The 17,545-nt window shown below is 72.3% G+C and carries 19 protein-coding genes and 5 tRNA genes; 6 read left to right on the plus strand and 18 right to left on the minus strand.

Annotation, left to right across the window (positions count from 1 at the left end):
* Positions 1-70 precede the first annotated feature (70 nt).
* From HWD93_RS09630 to HWD93_RS09645, 4 genes are all read right to left on the minus strand, one after another.
* A complete protein-coding gene (locus tag HWD93_RS09630; RefSeq protein ID WP_261646686.1) occupies positions 71-3,439 on the minus strand; it encodes an ATP-binding protein in 3,369 nt (1,122 codons plus the stop codon).
* A complete protein-coding gene (locus tag HWD93_RS09635; RefSeq protein WP_229086560.1) occupies positions 3,436-4,230 on the minus strand; it encodes a DUF4194 domain-containing protein in 795 nt (264 codons plus the stop codon). The genes HWD93_RS09630 and HWD93_RS09635 overlap by 4 nt, the downstream gene beginning before the upstream one ends.
* Complete coding sequence (locus HWD93_RS09640; RefSeq protein ID WP_261646687.1) at positions 4,227-5,759, minus strand: DUF3375 domain-containing protein; 1,533 nt, start codon at positions 5,757-5,759, stop codon at positions 4,227-4,229. The genes HWD93_RS09635 and HWD93_RS09640 overlap by 4 nt, the downstream gene beginning before the upstream one ends.
* Positions 5,760-5,843: 84 nt before the next feature.
* Positions 5,844-5,916: transfer RNA gene (locus HWD93_RS09645), tRNA-Val, on the minus strand.
* A gap of 205 nt (positions 5,917-6,121) precedes the next feature.
* Here HWD93_RS09645 and HWD93_RS09650 point away from each other — a divergent pair.
* From HWD93_RS09650 to HWD93_RS09665, 4 genes are all read left to right on the plus strand, one after another.
* Positions 6,122-6,193: transfer RNA gene (locus HWD93_RS09650), tRNA-Gly, on the plus strand.
* Between the two features lie 82 nt (positions 6,194-6,275).
* Positions 6,276-6,349: transfer RNA gene (locus HWD93_RS09655), tRNA-Cys, on the plus strand.
* A 15-nt stretch (positions 6,350-6,364) separates the two neighbouring features.
* Positions 6,365-6,439 (plus strand) — tRNA-Val (locus tag HWD93_RS09660).
* Between the two features lie 152 nt (positions 6,440-6,591).
* Positions 6,592-6,879 carry a hypothetical protein gene (locus HWD93_RS09665; protein WP_261646688.1) on the plus strand — a complete coding sequence of 96 codons (288 nt, stop codon included), beginning with the start codon at positions 6,592-6,594 and terminating at the stop codon, positions 6,877-6,879.
* Positions 6,880-6,892: 13 nt separating this feature from the next.
* On the opposite strand, the gene HWD93_RS09670 is transcribed toward HWD93_RS09665, so the two are convergent.
* The gene (locus HWD93_RS09670; protein ID WP_261646689.1) at positions 6,893-7,717 is read right to left on the minus strand and encodes an ornithine carbamoyltransferase; all 825 of its coding nucleotides are present in this window, start codon (positions 7,715-7,717) and stop codon (positions 6,893-6,895) included.
* 47 nt (positions 7,718-7,764) lie between these two features.
* Positions 7,765-8,445 carry an HAD family hydrolase gene (locus HWD93_RS09675; RefSeq protein ID WP_261646690.1) on the minus strand — a complete coding sequence of 227 codons (681 nt, stop codon included), beginning with the start codon at positions 8,443-8,445 and terminating at the stop codon, positions 7,765-7,767.
* 43 nt (positions 8,446-8,488) lie between these two features.
* Between HWD93_RS09675 and HWD93_RS19140 the strand changes: the two genes are divergently transcribed.
* Positions 8,489-9,565 carry a GNAT family N-acetyltransferase gene (locus tag HWD93_RS19140; RefSeq protein WP_306577111.1) on the plus strand — a complete coding sequence of 359 codons (1,077 nt, stop codon included), beginning with the start codon at positions 8,489-8,491 and terminating at the stop codon, positions 9,563-9,565.
* Here the strand turns inward: HWD93_RS19140 and HWD93_RS09690 are convergent.
* The 9 genes from HWD93_RS09690 to HWD93_RS09730 all read right to left on the minus strand — a co-directional run bounded on the left by HWD93_RS09690 (position 9,531) and on the right by HWD93_RS09730 (position 15,482).
* On the minus strand, positions 9,531-10,400 hold the full coding sequence (locus tag HWD93_RS09690) for an SMP-30/gluconolactonase/LRE family protein (RefSeq protein WP_261646691.1): 870 nt from the start codon (positions 10,398-10,400) through the stop codon (positions 9,531-9,533). The genes HWD93_RS19140 and HWD93_RS09690 overlap by 35 nt on opposite strands.
* Before the next feature lie 12 nt (positions 10,401-10,412).
* Positions 10,413-10,655, minus strand: a complete 243-nt coding sequence (locus tag HWD93_RS09695) for a hypothetical protein (RefSeq protein WP_071294635.1) — start codon at positions 10,653-10,655, stop codon at positions 10,413-10,415.
* Positions 10,656-10,757: 102 nt separating this feature from the next.
* A complete protein-coding gene (locus HWD93_RS09700; protein WP_261646692.1) occupies positions 10,758-11,543 on the minus strand; it encodes an alpha/beta fold hydrolase in 786 nt (261 codons plus the stop codon).
* Positions 11,544-11,572: 29 nt separating this feature from the next.
* The gene (locus tag HWD93_RS09705; protein WP_229086553.1) at positions 11,573-12,670 is read right to left on the minus strand and encodes an acyl-CoA desaturase; all 1,098 of its coding nucleotides are present in this window, start codon (positions 12,668-12,670) and stop codon (positions 11,573-11,575) included.
* 88 nt (positions 12,671-12,758) lie between these two features.
* Positions 12,759-13,472 (minus strand): GAF and ANTAR domain-containing protein, encoded by a 714-nt coding sequence (locus HWD93_RS09710; protein WP_071301610.1) that lies wholly within the window; start codon positions 13,470-13,472, stop codon positions 12,759-12,761.
* A 12-nt stretch (positions 13,473-13,484) separates the two neighbouring features.
* Positions 13,485-14,183: a GAF and ANTAR domain-containing protein gene (locus HWD93_RS09715; RefSeq protein WP_083295359.1), complete on the minus strand. Its 699-nt coding sequence runs from the start codon at positions 14,181-14,183 to the stop codon at positions 13,485-13,487.
* A gap of 87 nt (positions 14,184-14,270) precedes the next feature.
* On the minus strand, positions 14,271-14,723 hold the full coding sequence (locus tag HWD93_RS09720) for a hypothetical protein (RefSeq protein ID WP_261646693.1): 453 nt from the start codon (positions 14,721-14,723) through the stop codon (positions 14,271-14,273).
* 69 nt (positions 14,724-14,792) lie between these two features.
* Positions 14,793-15,269 (minus strand): DinB family protein, encoded by a 477-nt coding sequence (locus tag HWD93_RS09725; RefSeq protein WP_261646694.1) that lies wholly within the window; start codon positions 15,267-15,269, stop codon positions 14,793-14,795.
* Between the two features lie 3 nt (positions 15,270-15,272).
* The gene (locus HWD93_RS09730; RefSeq protein ID WP_070418928.1) at positions 15,273-15,482 is read right to left on the minus strand and encodes a hypothetical protein; all 210 of its coding nucleotides are present in this window, start codon (positions 15,480-15,482) and stop codon (positions 15,273-15,275) included.
* A 42-nt stretch (positions 15,483-15,524) separates the two neighbouring features.
* On the opposite strand from HWD93_RS09730, the gene HWD93_RS09735 reads away from it, so the two are divergent.
* A tRNA-Gly gene (locus tag HWD93_RS09735) sits at positions 15,525-15,596 on the plus strand.
* A 290-nt stretch (positions 15,597-15,886) separates the two neighbouring features.
* Here HWD93_RS09735 and HWD93_RS09740 read toward each other — a convergent pair.
* From HWD93_RS09740 to HWD93_RS09750, 3 genes are read right to left on the minus strand one after another with little or no spacing between them, the layout of a single operon-like run.
* Positions 15,887-16,141: a DUF6510 family protein gene (locus HWD93_RS09740; protein WP_261646695.1), complete on the minus strand. Its 255-nt coding sequence runs from the start codon at positions 16,139-16,141 to the stop codon at positions 15,887-15,889.
* On the minus strand, positions 16,138-16,929 hold the full coding sequence (locus tag HWD93_RS09745; protein WP_261646696.1) for an FAD-binding oxidoreductase: 792 nt from the start codon (positions 16,927-16,929) through the stop codon (positions 16,138-16,140). The genes HWD93_RS09740 and HWD93_RS09745 overlap by 4 nt, the downstream gene beginning before the upstream one ends.
* Positions 16,926-17,519, minus strand: a complete 594-nt coding sequence (locus HWD93_RS09750) for a molybdopterin-dependent oxidoreductase (RefSeq protein ID WP_261646697.1) — start codon at positions 17,517-17,519, stop codon at positions 16,926-16,928. Before HWD93_RS09750 ends, HWD93_RS09745 begins: the two co-directional genes overlap by 4 nt.
* Positions 17,520-17,545 lie beyond the last annotated feature (26 nt).

Here is a 17,545-nt window from a genome sequence, read left to right on the forward strand (position 1 = left end):
GCGCCGGGCGGCAGTTCGTGCGATCCCGGCGGCCCGCGGACGGGCGGCGGCACGGGGACGGGCGGCGCGCCTACGCCCCCACGGCGGCCCGCGCGATCTCGGTGATCGACGAGTGCCCGGTGTCCGGGTGCTTGCGCATCGACAGGAGCCGCTCCATCGAGGGCTCCAGCGCCGTGACCTTGTCGAGCGGCGCACTCACGACGAGCTGGAACCCGAGCCGCAGCCACGCCGTCACCGCACGCCCCGCGAACTCCGAGTCCGCCTTGATGAAGGCCTCGTCGAGGAAGACCGGCGCGAACCGCGGCCGCGGCCGGGTCTCGTCGCCGAGCTGGTACCGGAGCGCGGCACCGACGATGAACGCCACGAGCTCCTGCGTCTCACCGCCGGACTTGTCGCCGAGGGACGAGTACACGCCGAGGTCGTTGCCCTCGGTGTCGTACCGCACGGCCGTGATCTCCATGTGCCGCCGGACGTCGAGCACGGCGTCGCGCTGCGTGGTCCGGCCGCCACGGGGAACGGACGGGTCGGGGCGGATGACGGCCATGAAGCGTCGGAGCCGGCGGAACCGGGTCTCGAGCACGTCGTCGGTCAGCTCGGTGTCGACCGACGCCGACAGTGCCCGCAGCTCCCGACGGAAGGCCGTGACCTCTTCGCGCGTGACCCGGCGGATCTGGATCTTCAGCCGGTCGCGGTTCGCACCGAAGGGCAGCTCGCGGAGGATCTCGTTGACCGGTTCGAGCCGCTCCTCGATCTCGACGACGGCCCGGTCGAAGGCGCCGGCGAGCGGGACGAGGTCCTCGCCGCTCCACTGCGACAGGCGTCGGCGCCACTCGCTCCGGCGGGAGTGCAGGCCCGTCGCGACGATCTGGTCGAGGATGGCGCGGTAGTCGGGGTAGGACGCGACGCCGGTCCCGAGGTTCGGGTCCGGCCATGCGTCCTGGTAGCGCTGGAAGGTCAGCGTCAACGCGGTCGAGGCCGAGGCGGCGCCGTCGAGCGCCTGCGCGAGGCGTTCCTCGAGCCGGCGCTTCAGGCGGCGGGTGGCGTCGTCGAAGCCGTCGACGCCGTCCGGCGCTCCGATCTCCTCGAACGTCTCGGACAGCAGCTGCGCCTGTCGGTCGTCCGGCAGGGCGTCAGGGGTGTCCTCGAAGCGCGACAGGATCTCGGCCGCGGCGTCCTGACCGTCCACGAGCACGGCGTGCCGCTCCTCGAGCCGGGCGACCGACTGGCGGGCAGCGGCGCGACGGTCCGACGCCTCGTCGAGGGACGCCCGGAGCCGACCCACGGCCGAACGCAGCGTGCGGAGGCCGTCGTCGGCGGCGAGGAGTGCCTGGCGTTCCTGGTCGAGGCGGGCGAGCGAGTCCTCGAGCCCGACGACGTCGATCGCCTCCCACGTGACGTCGACGATGTGCTGGTGCGCGGCGCGGAGGACGTCGAGCGCCGTGATGTCCTGCGCGACGTCGGTACGCCGGGCCTCGAGCGTGGCGAGGTCCTCGGCGATCGCGGCCAGCTCCTGCTCCACCGAGGCGACCCGCGCCTCGTTCGTGAAGCCGATGACGTTCGCCTGACGCCGGTCGCCGTGGGCACCGCGTCGACCGTCGCGGAGCTGTCCGGACTCGGTGACGCGCCGGCCGCCGCCGCCGAGGTCCGCGGCGGACCCGACGCACCGGGCGTCGGTGCGGTCGGACTCGATGCGCTCGCGCACCCAGGTGCTGAACGGCGACTGCTTGATCGCGAGCTTGCCGGACACCATGGACGGGTCGCCGTCGACGTCGATGTGCGGCCCCGTCGGGACGCCCTCGAACTGCACGCGCACCGGCAGGCGGAGCGCGTCGATCGCCTCGCTGAAGTCGGCGAGGCGGTCCTGGTCGACCAGGAGCGTGCGGGCGACGGGCGCCAGGACGGACTCGATCGCCGTGCGCCAGCGCTCCTCGCCGGGCAGCACGTCGAGCAGTTCGGCGACGAAGGGCAGCTCGGACGGGTCGATGCCGGCGGCACGGGCCATCGCCAGTCGGGCCTCGTGCATCGGCAGCGGCATGGCGCCCTGTCGGTGCTCGAGCGACTGACGCTCCTGGCGGAGGGACCGCTCGCGGTCGAGGAGCGGGTACTCCTCGCGGGTGAGGGCGTCACGGCGCTCGTCGAGCTCCGCGCGCGACGCGGGGTAGGTGCCGAGGAACTCGTGCGACGCCCGCTGCGCGGCGGTGAAGGACTGCTCGGTGGACACGGGCGACCCGAGCACGGCCGTCCGCTCGTCGAACGTCGCCCGGGTGCGGACGACGGCGTCGCGCTCCCGCGTCCGACGGTCGATGCGGTCCTCGAGCTGCGCCAGCGCGTTCCCGCCCTGGTCGCGGAGCCGGGCCTCGGCATCGCGCAGCTCGATCTCGACCGCGGCGTGCCGGGCCTCCGCCGCGGCGACCTCGGCGCGGGCAGCCGTGCGTTCGCGTCCGTTGCGGTCCACCTCGGCGTCCAGGAGTGCGCGCTTGCGCGATGCGGTCCAGTGCGCGAACGGGGACACCTCGGCGCCGGTCGCGATCCCGTCGAGCGCCTCGGCCGCGGCCCTCGAGCGCGCGATCTCGGCGTGCAGTTCGGTGATGGGGGAGAGGATGCGGACCTTGCGCTCCTCGGTGTCCATCGCCTCGTACGCCTCGTCGAGGGCGGAGAAGTGCGCGAGGGCGCGGTCGGCGGCCTCGTACGTGCCCGGCGTCTCGAGCACGAGCGACTTGTACAGGGCGTCGACGGTCGGCAGGTGCTGCCCGGCCTGGATGCGCGCGAGGAGCCGCATCGCCCGGTTGCCACCGCCGGAGTCGCCGATCCCGAGGCGGGTCTGCAGCGTGTACGCGAGCTCCTGGTAGGTGTCGCGGATGACGAGCCCCGGCACGCGCCCGGTGAGCTCGAGGTGGTGGAACCGCGTCGGCACGAACTCCTCGAGCCCGCGCAGGTCGAACGTGTCGTCCACCGTCGCCATGGTCATCTGGATGTCGCCGACGCCCCGCGCACGCTTCGGCACGATGTACGCGCGCAGCACCGTGAAGCGCCGCTCGTCGTCGTTCCGGAACGTCACCGCGACGGCACCCCACGTGGTCTGGTCGTCGCCGCGCAGGTTCACGTCGCGCAGGGCGCCGGACTCGGGGTCGCGACGGGTGTCCACCTTGCCGCGCAGGTACGTCAGCAGGTTCCGCTGGTCGGCACTGCGCGCGCGCCCGGTGGTCGCGTCGTTCGACGCGCCGTTGAACGGCACGTCCGACGGCATCATCACGGCGAGGTACGCGTCCATCAGCGTCGACTTGCCGGTGCCGGACGCGCCCGAGATGAGCGTCGCGGTGCCGGACAGCTCGACCTGGCGGTGGCCGTGGAAGCCGCCCCAGTTCACGACCTGCATCGACTCGGCGCGCCACTGCGCGACCGTGTCGAACAGGGCCGGGATCTCGAAGGTGTCGGTCACGCTTCCGTCTCGCCTTCGTCGTCGGTGTCGGTCTCGTCGGCCAGGAGGGACGGGTCGTCCCCGTCGGTCGGCTCGCCGTCCGGGGTGGTCGCGTCCCCGGGCGCGGTGGCGGTCCGCGACGCTGTGCTCGCCAACCACGTGTCGAGGTCGCGCAGCCGCTCCAGCGGGAGCAGCACCTCCACCACGCTCGCGACCCGGAACCGGTCCGGGTCGCTCGTCTTCAGGAGGATCCGGGCGGTCACGAGGCGTTCGACCGCCTTCGCCACGCGCCCCTCGTCACGGGTGCGGTCGGTCGCCGTCGCGGGGCGGAACCCGGCGACGTGCCCGAGGATCTCGGAGCGGTCAACGACGACCTGGTCCGGGCCCGGGCGGGTGTCGGCGCGGAGGCGCATGCGCAGGTAGACGAGGACGATCGTCTCCTCGCGCGTGTACGGGACGTCGCGCAGCAGCGTGGGGAAGCCGCGGCGCTGGCTCTCGGAGCGGGCCTGACGCTTCCAGGCGACCTCGCGGTCGCGGTCCACGTGCAGTTCGAGGAACAGGTCGTTGAGGCGCGAGCGGAGCTGGTACTCCGCGTCGAGCACGGCGCGCCACTCGTCGGCGTGCGTCCTTGCGCTGACGTAGGAGTTGCGGAGCAGCGCCACGAGGGCACGACGCTGCCGGTCGTCCAGTCGTCCCTCGTCGCCCTCGAAGAGGGCGAAGCTCGTCTCGTCGCGCTCGTCGTCCTGCGGGACGGGTGCGGGGTCGTCGTAGGGGACCGTCTCGTCGACCGGTGCCGGCGTCGTGTCGCTCACCGCGCCTCCTGTGCGTGTTCGTCGTTCGTCGTGTCTGGCGTCCGGTCGCGGCGTTCGTCGGTGAGCGCCGCGGTCGGCATGTGGAAGGTGACCGGGCTGCCGTCGGGACGGACCGTCCGGTGCTCGGCGAGGTGCGTGGCGGACTCGAAGTCCTCGTGACCGGTGAGGAGGTGCGCGAGTCCGAAGAGCTCGACCGGGCGCCGCTGCTCCGGCGGCAGGCCGTGGAAGGCGTCGACGCTGGAGTCGGCCTCGGCGGAGCGCAGTGCCGCACGGAGTTCGGTGAGGAGCGGTCCGCCGTGTCGCCGGAGCGTCTCCACGTCGAGTTCCTCGAAGACGTCGTCGTCCGGCTCCTCGATCGCGGGCGGCACGGACTCGGCGTCCGGGTCGTAGAACCGTTCGCGCAGCGTGCCGACCTCGGCCGTCGCCGGCAGGAGGCCGAGGGGCAGCCGGTCGCGCGCCGACCCCTGCTCCATCCAGGTCGCCAGCCCGCGCTCGATCGACCGGATGACGGCGTCGAGTTCACGGTCGCGGGCGACGTCGTGCGCGACGATCTGGTCGCGCAGCGTCGCCGTGAGCTGTCGTCGCTGAGCGAGGACGTCCTCGATGCCCTGGCGGAGGATGACCACCGTGTTGCGGAAGGCCCGGCGCTCGGACGCCCCGAGGGAGTCCGCGAAGGGGTGGGCCAGGATCGTCGCGATGTCGTCTCGGAGCCGCAGCAGCAGGGCGTCGTCGCGGAGCAGCTCGAACGCCCCCTCGAACGCACGGCCCTCGGGGGTGGCCTGCATGAGGTTGTCCGTGCGGGCGAGGTAGTCGTCGAGGATCTCGCCGATCGGACGGACCTCTTGCCGGAAGTCCTCGACGATCGAGCGGTGCATCGTCGCCACCGCTTCCTCTACACGCTTGAAGTCGCTCGGGAGCTGGCGGATCAGGTCGGAGATGTTCGTGTAGCCGTCGCGCATCCGGGCGTCGTCCACGGTGTCCACGTCACCCTGTTCGAGTCGCTCACGCTCGGCCTGGAGCTCGGCGATCTGCGCGTCGATGCGGCGGATCTGCACGTCGGGGTCGGGCTCGGCGCGGGCGGCCCAGCGGTGCACGGCGTCGACGATCATCGCGAGCCGGCTCTCGCTGATGAGCGCCCGGTCGGACGACAGGGCGTCGACGAGGGACAGGGCCTCGAGCGCGTGGCTCGTCAGGGAGTACTGCTCGTCGCCGTCGGGGGAGTTCGAGCGGACGAGCCACTGCGCGGCGACCCACTCGCGGCAGAGGGCGCGGCCGTTCGGTCGGGCGTCCTGCTCGGGCTGCTCCGCCTGCTCGCTCGCGGGGGTGCGCGCGCCGGCGGCCTGGAGCCGTGCGACGTGCTCCTCGACCTGCAGGTGCATCCGGTCCGCGGGGACGTACTGCACGTCGCGGTCGAACACCGTGCGGAACACGGCGAGGACGACGGCGCTGGTCGGCCGGGACATCAGCCGGAGGGTCGGACGGTCGAGGACTGCCCGGACCCGGGCGAACTCGAGGTCGACGTCGGTCATGCGCCCCTTCGTCCGATCTGGCTGGTGACTGTCTCAACAGATGCGAAGAGCCCGACGCTGTTGCGCCGGGCTCTTGCGGGTGGGTGGGCGATACCAGACTCGAACTGATGACCTCTTCGGTGTGAACGAAGCGCGCTACCAACTGCGCCAATCGCCCCCTGCACTGTGCGTGCCAGTCGATAGTAGCGGATGCCGGGGCCGGTGCCGAACACGGCGCGCGTCCCGGGTGTGGCGCGGGCGGTGGAACCCGCCCGATCCGCATGAACACGGGGGACACGCCCGGTGAACGAGGAGGATTTTGGTGGATGCCCCCGGGTTCGTATAGAGTTTACGTCGTCGCCGCGACAGCGGGTCGGACAAATGCGGATGTGGCGCAGTGGTAGCGCATCACCTTGCCAAGGTGAGGGTCGCGAGTTCGAATCTCGTCATCCGCTCGAGTGTGGTGTTCTCCGGAACGTCACGACTCACCAGAGGGTATCCCACCGTTCGGGTACTCACGGAGACGTGAACCTCGATGGTGGGGTGGCCGAGAGGCTAGGCAGCGGCCTGCAAAGCCGTCCACGCGGGTTCGAATCCCGTCCCCACCTCCAGTTCCACACTCCTCTGGGCGATTGGCGCAGCGGTAGCGCGCTTCCCTGACACGGAAGAGGTCACTGGTTCGATCCCAGTATCGCCCACCACACAAGAAAGCCCCCGGGAAACCGGGGGCTTTCGTCGTTCCGTCCCTTCGAAGACGCTCACGCCAGGACGCGGTTCCCCCTGCCGATCGCCCGGTCGTGCCCGTCTACGGTTGCCCCATGTCCGACGTCGAACGCCCCGGCCGCTCTCCCTGGTGACGGTCTCGGTGATCTGGGGGCTTGCGGCCGTGTTCAACGCGGCGTTCGTCGCCTTCTTCGCGTTGTACACGGAGGCTCACGACCGGGCTGTCGACCGCTCGGAGTCGACCGGTGCGTTCGACCCGTCGCAGTTGCTCCCGCACGATGCTGCGCTCTGGGTGGTCGCGCACGCTGCGCTCGGACTCCTCGTCGTGCTCGACGGTGTCGGCATCGCGCTCTCCGTGCGATCTCTCCGGGTCCGTGTCGGGCGGTCGGGCCGTGCTCCGGTGCGAGTCGAGCGGTAGGGAGTGGGCCGGATCAGGCGAGACCGATGCAGTGCGCCAGCACGGCCTGCTGCACCGGCAGCAGCGACCCCTTGAACCCGTGACCCACGAAGGCCGGGTGCGCCACGGCGTCCGCGCTGGCCTCCCGCCCGCGCACGAACGGCGGACACGGGGCGAAGCGGACGCCGGCCGGTGCGGTGTCGAGCAGGTCCGCCGTGACCCGGAACGGCTCGAGCGCCTCGGCATGCCGCCCGGGCCCGTCGGTGATGACGACATCGGCCGTCCGGATGGCGGTCGCGAGGTCGTCCGTCCAGGCGGCTCCGGGGGTCGCGAGGACGGCGGGGCAGCACTGCACCAGGTCGAGCTGCAGGACACGTGCGGCCTCCTGCCACGCCCGGGCGATGTTGCCGTCGGCGCCCACGAAACGGAAGCGCAGCGTGCCGAGGTCGCGCTGCTCCCGCCGCAGGGCGTACAGGTCGGACAGCACCTCGCACGGGTGGTTCTCGTCGGTCATCGCGTTCACGACGGGGAGTGCTCCGGCAGCCGCGAGGCCCTCGACGACGGTGAGGTCGTGGTGGCGGACGACGAGGACGTCCGCCCACGAGGCCAGGTAGCCGGCGACGTCCGAGAGCGCCTCGGGCTTGTCGAGCGTGGTGTCCGGGAAGACGATCGGCTGCAGTCCCATCGTCGCGGCTCCGCGCTCGAACGTGACCCGCGTGCGCAGGCTGGTCGCGGGGAAGAACATCACCGCAGAGCCGTCGGTCGTCGGCCCCTGACCGGTGCGGTACGCGTCCGCGAGGGCGAAGACCTCCTCGACCTCGTCTGCCGTCCAGTCGTCGAGCCGGGTCAGGGAGCGCATCGCACCAGCCTAGGGAACGGCGCGAGCCGACCCGGACGCCGCGTCGTTCAGGACTCGCCGAGCGCGGACAGCACCTGGTGCCGGACGTCGGGTGCACCGTCGGCGTACCGGTCGACGAGGACGGTGCGCATCCCCGCGGACCGGGCCCCGGCGACGTCGCGGACCGGGTCGTCGCCGACGAAGAGGCACGCCGACGCGGGCACCCCCAGTGCCTCGGCGAGCGCGTGGAAGGCTCCCTCGTCGGGCTTCTGCACGCCGATGCGCTCCGAGATGCACACCACGTCGAGTGCGGTGTCGAGTCCGGTCGCCGCCAGCTTCTCGGACTGCTGTTCCGCGGACCCGTTCGTCAGCAGCCCGAGGCGGTAGCCGCGCGTCCGGAGCTCGCGGAGCAGCGGCGCAACGTCCGGGAACGCACGCCAGGCGGCGCGGTAGGCGTCGAGGTACCGCTCGAACACGCTGTCCAGAGCGTCGGGGTCGTGGGGGAGCACGATCCCGAGCGGGGGCAGGACGGTCCGGAGCCGCTCGCGCCGCTGCTCCTGGAAGCCGATCTCGCCGGAACGCCAGCGCTCGAAGTGCTCGTCCTCGGCGGCGGACCAGGCGTCGAGCACCGACGGGGTGACGGTGACGCCCAGCCCGGTGAGGAACTGCTCCGCGCCGGTGCGGGCGGCGCCCCGGTGGTCGAAGAGGGTTCCGTCGAGGTCGAACCCGACCGCTCGCGAAGGTGCCACGCGGCCAGGCTACGGCGTGTCCGGCGACCGTACGATGGCGGGGATGGACATCTCGCTGCGCCCCGGTACCCCCGACGACGTGGAGTGGGTCGCGGACCTTCGGGCCGAGGTGCTCCGAGCCGACCTCCGCCGACTCGGCCGGTACGACGACGTGCGCGTCCGGGAGCGGCTGCGGCGCGGCTTCCTGCCCGACAGCACGCGGGTCATCGTGGTCGACGGCGCCGACGTCGGCTCCGTCACGGTCCGGGTCGAGGGCAGCGACCGGTGGATCGAGCACCTGTACCTCGCGCCGCACCTGCAGGGGCGCGGCATCGGGTCGTCGGTGCTGCGGACCGTGCTGGCCGAGCCGCACGCCGGGGACACGCGACTCATCGTGCTGCAGGGGAGTGCGGCACAGCGACTCTACGAGCGGCACGGGTTCGTCCGTGACCACGAGGACGACGTCGACGTGGTGATGGTGCATCCCGGCGACCCGGACCCCGTCACGTCGGCGTACTCGCGTCGCGCCGTCGAGTACATCGAGCACCTGGGGTCGATGACCTCCGTCCACCCGGCCGACGAAGCGCTGGTGACGGCGTGGGCGTCGACCGTCGACGGACCCCTGCTCGACGGCGGGTGCGGCCCCGGACACTGGACCGCACAGCTCGCCTCGCTCGGGCACGACGCACGGGGTGTGGACCGGGTCCCGGAGTTCGTCGCCCACGCCCGGCAGGCGCACCCGGGCATCCCGTTCGCGGTCGCGGACGTCGACGCGCTCCCCGACGAGCCGGAGAGCCTCGGTGGCGTCCTGGCCTGGTACTCGCTGATCCACCACGACCCGGCTGCCCTGCGACGTCCGCTCGAGGAGTTCGCGCGGGTCCTCCGCCCCGGCGGCGGGCTGCTCGTCGGGTTCCCCACCGGACCGGACGTGGAGCCGTTCGACCACGCGGTCACCACCGCGCACCGGTGGTCGGTGGACCGTCTGGCAGCAGCGGTCTCCGCAGCGGGCTTCGACGTCGTCGAGGCGGTCACCCGGGACGCCGACGACGCGACCCCGCGGCCGCACGGAGCGATCTCCGCGCGGCGTCACGACCGACCGGTCGCCGTCACCACCCCGGGACCTCGACGCGCACGGAACTGATCCGACCGGCCCGGGTCCGTGCCGTCACGGCGGGGTCGTAGCTGTCGGCGGTCGCGAGGTAGAGCGTGCGCCCGTCCTCGCCGCCGAGCGCACAGTCGATCGCACACCGACCCGGGGCGTCGATGCGGTCCGTCACCGTGCCACCCTCGACGACCCGCAGGAACTCGCCGGTGTCGACGGAGCAGACCCAGACCGCGCCGTCGCGGTCGACGGTGCTGCCGTCCGGCGTGGTGCCGGCGGGGAGCGCCGCCCACTCGCGTCGTCCGGTCAGGGAACCGTCGGGCTCGATGTCGAACGCCGTCAGGCGACCACCCCACGTCTCGCTGACCACGAGCGTGCGGGTCCCCGGGAGGACGTTCGCACTGTTCGGGAAGACGAGCCCGTCCGCGGCGAGGCGGTGAGACCCGTCGGTGTCGATCACCCAGAGCGGGCCGGGGCAGAGCTCCTCACCGCCGTAGAGGTCGTAGCCGAAGGCACCGATGTAGGTGCGGCCGGTCGCGTCGTCGACGACCAGGTCGTTGAGCAGCGAGGACTCGACCCCGGACAGGTCGGCGAACACCTCGGCCGCGCCGTCCTCGCCCACGGCCACGACCGTGCGGGACTCCATCGCGCTGACGATCACCCGGCCGTCCGGCAGCCACCCGAGGCCCGAGGACTGCCCGTCCACCGTGGCCTCGAGCCGGGGCTGCGCGCCCGGGCCGGGGCGCAGCGAGAACACCTCGCCCGTGTGCATGTCGGAGTACCAGAGCCGGCCGTCGTGCCACCGGTTGCCCTCGGGGAACCGGATGTCGGTGACGACGTCGGTCGCGGTCGTGGAGTCGAGTGTGATGTGCACCGACCCAGCCTCTCAGAGCTCGCCGGGAGGCCCCGACTGCCAGCGGACCCACGCCTCGAGCTGCGCCTTCGCGCTCTCGAGACTGGTGTGGAAGCCGGTCATGTCGCCGTCCCGCAGCCGCACGACGTACCGCGACCCGAAGACCACCGTGCCGATCACGACGGAGCCGCACCGCGCCTCCCAGGTCCGCGGATCGACCGCCGCCCAGCGGACGTCGTCGGTCTCGGCGTGCTCGGTGCTGGAGAGGGAGGTCATGGTGCTTCCGGTCGCTGGACGATGGGATCGTTCCGGCGGCCGTGGGCTGGGGTCACCTGGCTCGACGGTAGTCCTCGGCGGCTGGGCGGCGGACGCCCCGGCTCAGGCCATCCGGTCGAGCCAGTCGCGGAACAGTGCCGCCGCGACGGCCGGACGTTCCAGGTGGGCGTTGTGCCCCGCCGCGTCGAGCACGGCGTACGTCGCGCGGGGGTAGTGGTCGCGCAGCGCCCAGCCGTCCTCGTACCCGACCACGTCGTCCTGACGGCCGAAGAGGTGCAGTGTCGGTGCCGTGAACGGATCGGGGTGGAGCGCCTCGGGTTCGGTGCGCAGCGCGTAGTCGGACGCGATCCGGTCGACCACGGCCTGGTCGGCGGCGTGCAGGCCGGGGAGCACGGACTGTTCGTACGCCTCGAGCGTCGCGGTGGTCTGGACGACGCTGAGCGCGGCGAAGTCGTCGCGGGCGGCACCGGGCTCGGCCGCGGCGACCACGGCCGGATCGGGGAGGACGACCTGTCGCGGGGGCACTCGTCGGCGTGCGTGGTCCGGTTCGACGACGCCGACGATCGTGGCGAGGCCGAGCACCTGGCCGCGGAGCTCGTGCGCGACGGAGCGCGCGACCATGCCGCCGAACGAGTTGCCGACGATCGCGAACGGCTCGTCGCCCAGGTGCGCACGGACCGCTTCCCGGACGGCGTCGGCGACGTCCTGCGCGCTCGAGGCCGAGGGGTCGTACCCCGGCGACTCCCGGACCCACGGCAGGTCGAGGTGCACCCACCGCCACGGCGCGTCCGCGACGGCGTGCTCGAGGGGGAGCAGGATGCGGTGGTCGATGCCGAAGCCGTGCACGGCGACGAGCGGGCGGCCCTGACCGGTGGTGCGTGTGATCACGCCCGGACCCTAGCGGGGACCGCCGACGGTCACGGGGCCCGGAAGCGCTCGACCACCGGGCAGGCGAACGGATCGCTCGCCGCCAGGCCGACCTCGTTGAGGTACCGCACGACGATCACGTAGGAGTGCACGAGGGTCGTCTCGGTGTACGGCACCCCCTGCTCGTCGCAGTACCGGCGGACGAGGTCCCGCGCCGCACGGAGGTTCGGCCGGGCCATGCTCGGGAAGAGGTGGTGTTCGACCTGGTGGTTCAACCCGCCCATGAAGAACTCGACCCACCGCCCGCCGCTGATGTCGCGGGAGGTCAGCACCTGGCGGGAGAGGAAGTCGACCCGGCGTCCGGCCTCGATGATCGGCATGCCCTTGTGGTTCGGCGCGAACGCGATCCCCATGCAGAAGCCGAACACCGCCAGCTGGACGCCGAGGAACGCGAACGCGATGCCGATCGGCAGGACCCAGAAGACCGCGCCGACGTAGAGCACGAAGCGTCCGGCGAAGACGGACCCCTCGGCCCAGCGGTGCTTGACGGCTCCGCGTCCCGTGTAGGTGCGGATCGACTGCCAGTGCAGGTTCGCGCCCTCGACGAGGAGCATCGGGAAGAACGCCCACCCCTGCACCCGGACCAGGACGTGCAGGAACCCGGTGCGGCTCCGCGCGTCCTCCGCCCGGAACGAGATCGCGTCGAACGAGATGTCCGGGTCCTTGCCGACCGTGTTCGGGTTCGCGTGGTGCCGGGTGTGCTTGTTCATCCACCAGGCGTAGCTGATGCCGGTCAGGAACGTGCCGACGTACCGTGCGGCACGGTCGTTCCAGTCGTGACTGGCGAAGACCTGCCGGTGTGCGGCCTCGTGCGAGAGGAACGCGAACTGGGTGAAGAGCAGTCCGAGCACCCCCGCGACGACGAGCTGCCACCACGAGCCGCCGAGCACGGCGAACGCGGTGCCCGTGGCCACGAGCAGCGCCGTGAGGACGGCGACGAGCCCCCAGTACCAGCCGGTCCGACGCCCGAGGAGTCCGGCGGTGCGGACCTGGGCGAGCAGCGCGGTGTAGGTCGACGTCGTGTCGGGCCGGCCGTCGCGCGGTGTGGTCTTCCGGTAGCCGACCGGTGCGGTCGTGTCGTCGACCATGGTGTCCTCCTGGGTGCAGCGGTGACGCGGTAACCGGGGACCGGGGCTACGTGGTGTCCTGCACGCTACGCGGAGCGGCCTGCGCGCCTCAGGGGATGACGAGTCGCCGCTCCACGACCGCGCGCGCGACGTCGGCGAGCAGCTCCTGGTTGGACCGCGCGTGGGCGCGCAGCTTCGCGAAGGCCTGGTCCATGTCGATCCGGTGGGTCTGGGCGAGGAAGCCCTTCGCCTGCTCGATGACGATCCGGCTGTCGAGTGCGCGCTGCAGCTGCTGCTGCGCCAGGTTGGCGTGTTCGAGCGACCGCTGCTGCAGGATGCTGATCGTGGCCACGTCCGTGAGCGCCTGGGCGGCGAGGGCGTCGTCGCGGTTCAGGGCGCCCTCGCTCTCGCGGAACAGGTTGAGCGACCCGAGCGTGGTGTCGCGCAGCCGCATCGGGATGGCGTGGACCGAGGCGTAGCCGGACTCGGCCGAGGCCGCGGCGAACGTCGGCCACCGACGTTCCATCTCGGCGTGGTCGCGCACCGACACCGGGCGCCCGGTGGCGAAGCACTCCACGCAGGGGCCCTCGCCGGCGTCGAGCTGCAGGAGTCCGAGGAAGCTCGACCGGTCGCTCGTGGACGCGAGGACCTCGAGCTCCTGTGACTGGTTGACGAGCAGGATGCCGGCGGCGGACGCGTCGAAGATGTCGACGACGCTGTCGACGAGGTTCTGCAGGAGTTCGACCACGTCGTAGTCGTCCACGAGGATGTCGGTCAGCGCGACGAAGGTGTCGACGAGTCGGTGCTCGCGGGTCGGTGCCATGGTGCGTGCTCCCTAGGTCTCGGAACCGTACGGCCGGGCGAGGTCGAGTCGGCGTTCGATGATGTCCGCGGCGACGTCGCGGACGGTGCGTTCGGTGGCGTACGCGTGGGCCTGCAGGACGAGCAGGGCGTCCTGGACACTGACGCCGAGCTGGGCTGCGACCATGCCGGTGGCCTGGTGCACCTCTCGCCTCGAGTATCGTCCGGGTTCCATGTCCGCGCGCCCGTCGGCGGCAGCGGCGAGCAGGGCGTCCCGGAGGACACGCCGAGCGGCGACCGTGCTCAGCTCGATCGCCCCCTGGACCTGTCCGCGGGTCAGGGTCCGTTCCTCGCCCACCGTGAGGTCGACGGCACCGACGGGGATCGTCCCGATGCGCATCGGGAAGGAGAAGAGCGCACCGACCCCGGCACGGAGGAGTTCCTCGAGTGCGACGGGCCAGGTCGCGGTCGTCGTGGCGGTGAGATCGGCCTCGAGGACGGGGCGCCGGGTCTCGAGCGCCTGCCAACACGGCCCCTCGCCGAGGTCGAGTTGGATCTCGTCGACCCGCTCCGCCATCGCGTCACTCGCGCACACCGTCATCGAGCCCAACGGGTCGCCGAGCGTCGAGATGCCGACGCTCGTCACGGGGAGGGTGGCGAGGAAGGGCGGGCACAGGTCGGTACCCTCCGGCGCGGCCTGCATGGCGGCCGCTGCAGCAGCGAATTGATCCATGGGTGACACCGTTCTCGGTCGTCCGCCGTCGTGCGATCCGTCGCACGGTCCATCCGGCCGTCGATGCATTGTCCGTTTTCCGAGACCCTAGTGCACCCGCGCTGCCTCCGGGACGAAGCGAATGCGTTCCGCTGCCCGTGTCACGTCCTGCGCCCGGGCCGTCCGGTCGTCGAAGTCGGCCCGTGCGGCGTCCCGCGCGACCTCCTTCTCGGCCAGCGACGCGCGACTGACGGTGTCGACGATCGTCGCGACGGCGGTGGCGAGGCCGCGTTCGAGCTGCCCGAGGTTCGTGTGTCCGATCACCAGGCGGCGGTCCTGGACGTCGAGCGTCACGTCGGGGTACCCGGCTGCGGCGAGCCGGGCGTGTCCGTCGGCACCGCGCAGCGCCGTGGTCTCGGTGGCGTCTGGTCGACGGTTGAACACGGCCGGGACGTCGTAGTACTTCGCTGCCGCGGGGCTGCCGAGTTCGCTGGGGAGGCCGGAGGCCACCACGCTCGTGAGTGCGAGGGGTGTCGTGGCCGCCTCGGATGGGTTCGTCATGGGGTCTCCCTCGGCGGTTCCCCAGGATGACCGAGGGGTTCCGCGGTCCACCCTGGTGACACCGTGCCGTCAGTGTGGGGCCACCCGATGTGCACGCTCCCAGCCGGCGTGGAGATCGCGGAGCAGCGCGACCTCGGCGGCGTGGTGCACCAGCTCGTCGACGACGTGCAGGACGAACGAGAGCCGACTGTCGGCGCCGTACGGACCCGCGACCGGACCGAGGGGCTCGGACGCCGAGGCGCCGAGCCCACGGGCCAGCGCGGCGAAGCGGGCGGCGGCGTCGCGGACGGCGGCGACCGCCGCGTCCGCCGACACCGCGGGGACGGGTGCCGCGTCGTCGGTCGGTCCGACGCCGAGGAACGCACGATTGCGCGGTCCGTCGAGCGTCTCGGCGATGTGGTCGAGCCGCCAGCGGATCGACACGCGCGGTTCGTCCCCGATCGGCTCCCAGGCCCACTCATCATCGGTCAGGCCCGCGACGCGGTCCAGGAGGCGCGTGGTGGCGTACTCGAAGAGGGCGACGACGTCCTCCAGAGCGGTGGTCACTGCTCAGCCGACCGGCCGGTAGATCGCGATCGGGGGCGCCTGGTCGTCGCCGTCGTCGTGGCTCTCGCCGGAGGACAGCCAGGTCCGGCCCTCGTGCTCGATCGTCGTCGGCAGGTCGCCGTGCACGAGGATCCGCGCCGCTGGTTCGTCGCCGTCGACGAGGTCCACACCGTGGGCCTCGGTACCGCCGGGGTTGTCGTGCACGTAGCTCATGGTGTGATCGAACTCCCTCGGCCTGGTAGTGTTCTCGTGTACGCGGATGTGGCGCAGTGGTAGCGCATCACCTTGCCAAGGTGAGGGTCGCGAGTTCGAATCTCGTCATCCGCTCGGAACTGCGAAGGCCCCGGTCACTCGACCGGGGCCTTCGTCGTCCGGGCTGGTGGCCGAATCCGGTCCGTGGGGCGCAGGCTTCGGGTGCCCGCGCCCCTCGGACGCGTGGGCCACCGTGCCCCCTCGAGCGCCGGCGGATGGGTGGTCCGGTCGGCGCCCATCGGGTGATCCGGAGCGGCGCCCCGTCCGGATGGGTCGGTTCCCGGACCGTGCGGTTTCCCGCACGGATCCCGCATCCCCTCGCACGTGCTCGGCGTGTCGTTTGCACTCCGCCCGGACGGACGTCCTCAGTCGGCGTCGAGCGCGACCCGGGCACCGGGCATGCCGACCCACGGTCCGCCCGGAGCGTCGACGACCGTGACGAGCACGTCGTCGCAGTGCGGGCACCGCGCGACGAAGCCCATCGGGCTGGCGTGCACCGAGGTGCCCGCGAGCGCCCCGACCGTCCTGCACCCCGAGCACCGGAGCGCGGCCACCGTGGGGTCCGAGCCGAGGAACCCGATGAGCACCCCGGCCAACGCGTTGCCGTCGAGCACGGTCATGCGCCGCCTCCGAACCGCTCGGCGCGGACGTCGGTCGTGTCGTGCCCGAGCTCGCCGAGCCACGTCAGCACCTGTTCGACGAACGGCGTCGACCCGCAGACGTAGACGAGGGCGCCGGCGTCCGGCGGGAACACCGCTGCGGCCAGGGCGTCCCGGGTGAGTCGGCCGGCCGGGACCGCGGCACCGTCCGGGGCACGGCGGCTGTACACGACGGTGGTGTCGACCCCGGCGGCCTCGGCACGGGCGAGCTCGGTGCGGAAGAACACGTCCTCCGGCGTGCGCACGGCGTAGAGGAGCCGGAACGGTGCGGCGTCACCGTCACCGGCGTCGGCGTGCGCGCTCGCGATCGCGGCGAGCGGGACGATCCCCGAACCACCGGCGATGAGCTGCACCGGCCGCTCCGACACGCCCGGGCGCCAGACGAACCACCCGCCGAGCGGTCCGTGCACCTCGAGTGCGTCCCCGACCTCGACGGCGTCCACCAGGAAGGGCGAGACCTCGCCCTCCTCGACCCGGTCGACCGCGAGCACGACCGACGTCGTCGCGCCGGACGAGGCGATCGAGTAGGAGCGTGACGCCTGGTAGCCGTCCTCGGCGGTGAGGCGCAGGTCGAGGTGCTGGCCGGGGTCGTTGCCCGGCCACGTCGGGACGTCCAGGACGATCCGCCTGGCGTTCGGGGTCTCGGGGGAGACGGCGGCGACCGTCGCGGTGTGCCAGGCCGGCCGCCGCCGGAGGGCAGCCGACGTCGGCGGGGTGATCCGTTCCTCCAGGCCTCCCACCGCGCTCACCAGTACCGCTCTTCCTTCCACGGGTCGCCGTGCAGGTTGTAGCCCGCGTTCTCCCAGAAGCCGGGTTCGTCGTCGGACTGCATGACGATGCCGCGCACCCACTTCGCGCTCTTCCAGAAGTACAGGTGGGGGACCAGCAGGCGTGCGGGACCGCCGTGCTCGGGGGTGAGCGGTTCGCCGTCGGCCTCGAACGCGATCCACGCCTGCCCGTCGAGGAGCTCGTCGAGCGGCACGTTCGTCGTGTAGCCGCCGAAGCTGTGCACCATGCAGTAGTCCAGCGAGGTCTCGACGTCGGCGAACAGCCGGTCGAGCGGGACACCGCGCCACGGCATGTCGAGCTTCGTCCAGTGCGTCACGCAGTGGATGTCGACGGTGACGTCCTCGACGCCGAGCGCCTGCACCTCGTCCCAGGTCCAGCTGTGCAGGCCGGACTCGGTGCGGATCGAGAAGCTCCAGTCGGACGGTTCGATCTCGGGGGTGGCGCCGGCCGACAGCACGGGCCAGTCGCGGACGAGTGTCTGGCCCGGTGGGATGCTCGGGTCGTCGCGGGCGTCACGGCGACCGCCGAAGCCTCGGGTGAACGTCGCCATCGGTGCTCCTCGGTCGCGTGTCCGGC

Source organism: Curtobacterium sp. C2H10 (assembly GCF_025407985.1).
In the GTDB taxonomy this organism is placed as follows: domain Bacteria; phylum Actinomycetota; class Actinomycetes; order Actinomycetales; family Microbacteriaceae; genus Curtobacterium.

Bases quoted from the DNA above. Each gene is read 5' to 3' on its own strand.
- HWD93_RS09730 (WP_070418928.1), bottom strand. From the start codon at position 15,482: ATGAGCTACGTGCACGACAACCCCGGCGGTACCGAGGCCCACGGTGTG.
- HWD93_RS09705 (WP_229086553.1), bottom strand. From the start codon at position 12,670: ATGGTCGACGACACGACCGCACCGGTCGGCTACCGGAAGACCACACCG.
- HWD93_RS09740 (WP_261646695.1), bottom strand. From the start codon at position 16,141: ATGACCGTGCTCGACGGCAACGCGTTGGCCGGGGTGCTCATCGGGTTC.
- HWD93_RS09715 (WP_083295359.1), bottom strand. From the start codon at position 14,183: ATGGATCAATTCGCTGCTGCAGCGGCCGCCATGCAGGCCGCGCCGGAG.
- HWD93_RS19140 (WP_306577111.1), top strand. From the start codon at position 8,489: ATGGACATCTCGCTGCGCCCCGGTACCCCCGACGACGTGGAGTGGGTC.
- HWD93_RS09670 (WP_261646689.1), bottom strand. From the start codon at position 7,717: ATGCGCTCCCTGACCCGGCTCGACGACTGGACGGCAGACGAGGTCGAG.
- HWD93_RS09720 (WP_261646693.1), bottom strand. From the start codon at position 14,723: ATGACGAACCCATCCGAGGCGGCCACGACACCCCTCGCACTCACGAGC.
- HWD93_RS09750 (WP_261646697.1), bottom strand. From the start codon at position 17,519: ATGGCGACGTTCACCCGAGGCTTCGGCGGTCGCCGTGACGCCCGCGAC.
- HWD93_RS09710 (WP_071301610.1), bottom strand. From the start codon at position 13,472: ATGGCACCGACCCGCGAGCACCGACTCGTCGACACCTTCGTCGCGCTG.
- HWD93_RS09640 (WP_261646687.1), bottom strand. From the start codon at position 5,759: ATGACCGACGTCGACCTCGAGTTCGCCCGGGTCCGGGCAGTCCTCGAC.
- HWD93_RS09695 (WP_071294635.1), bottom strand. From the start codon at position 10,655: ATGACCTCCCTCTCCAGCACCGAGCACGCCGAGACCGACGACGTCCGC.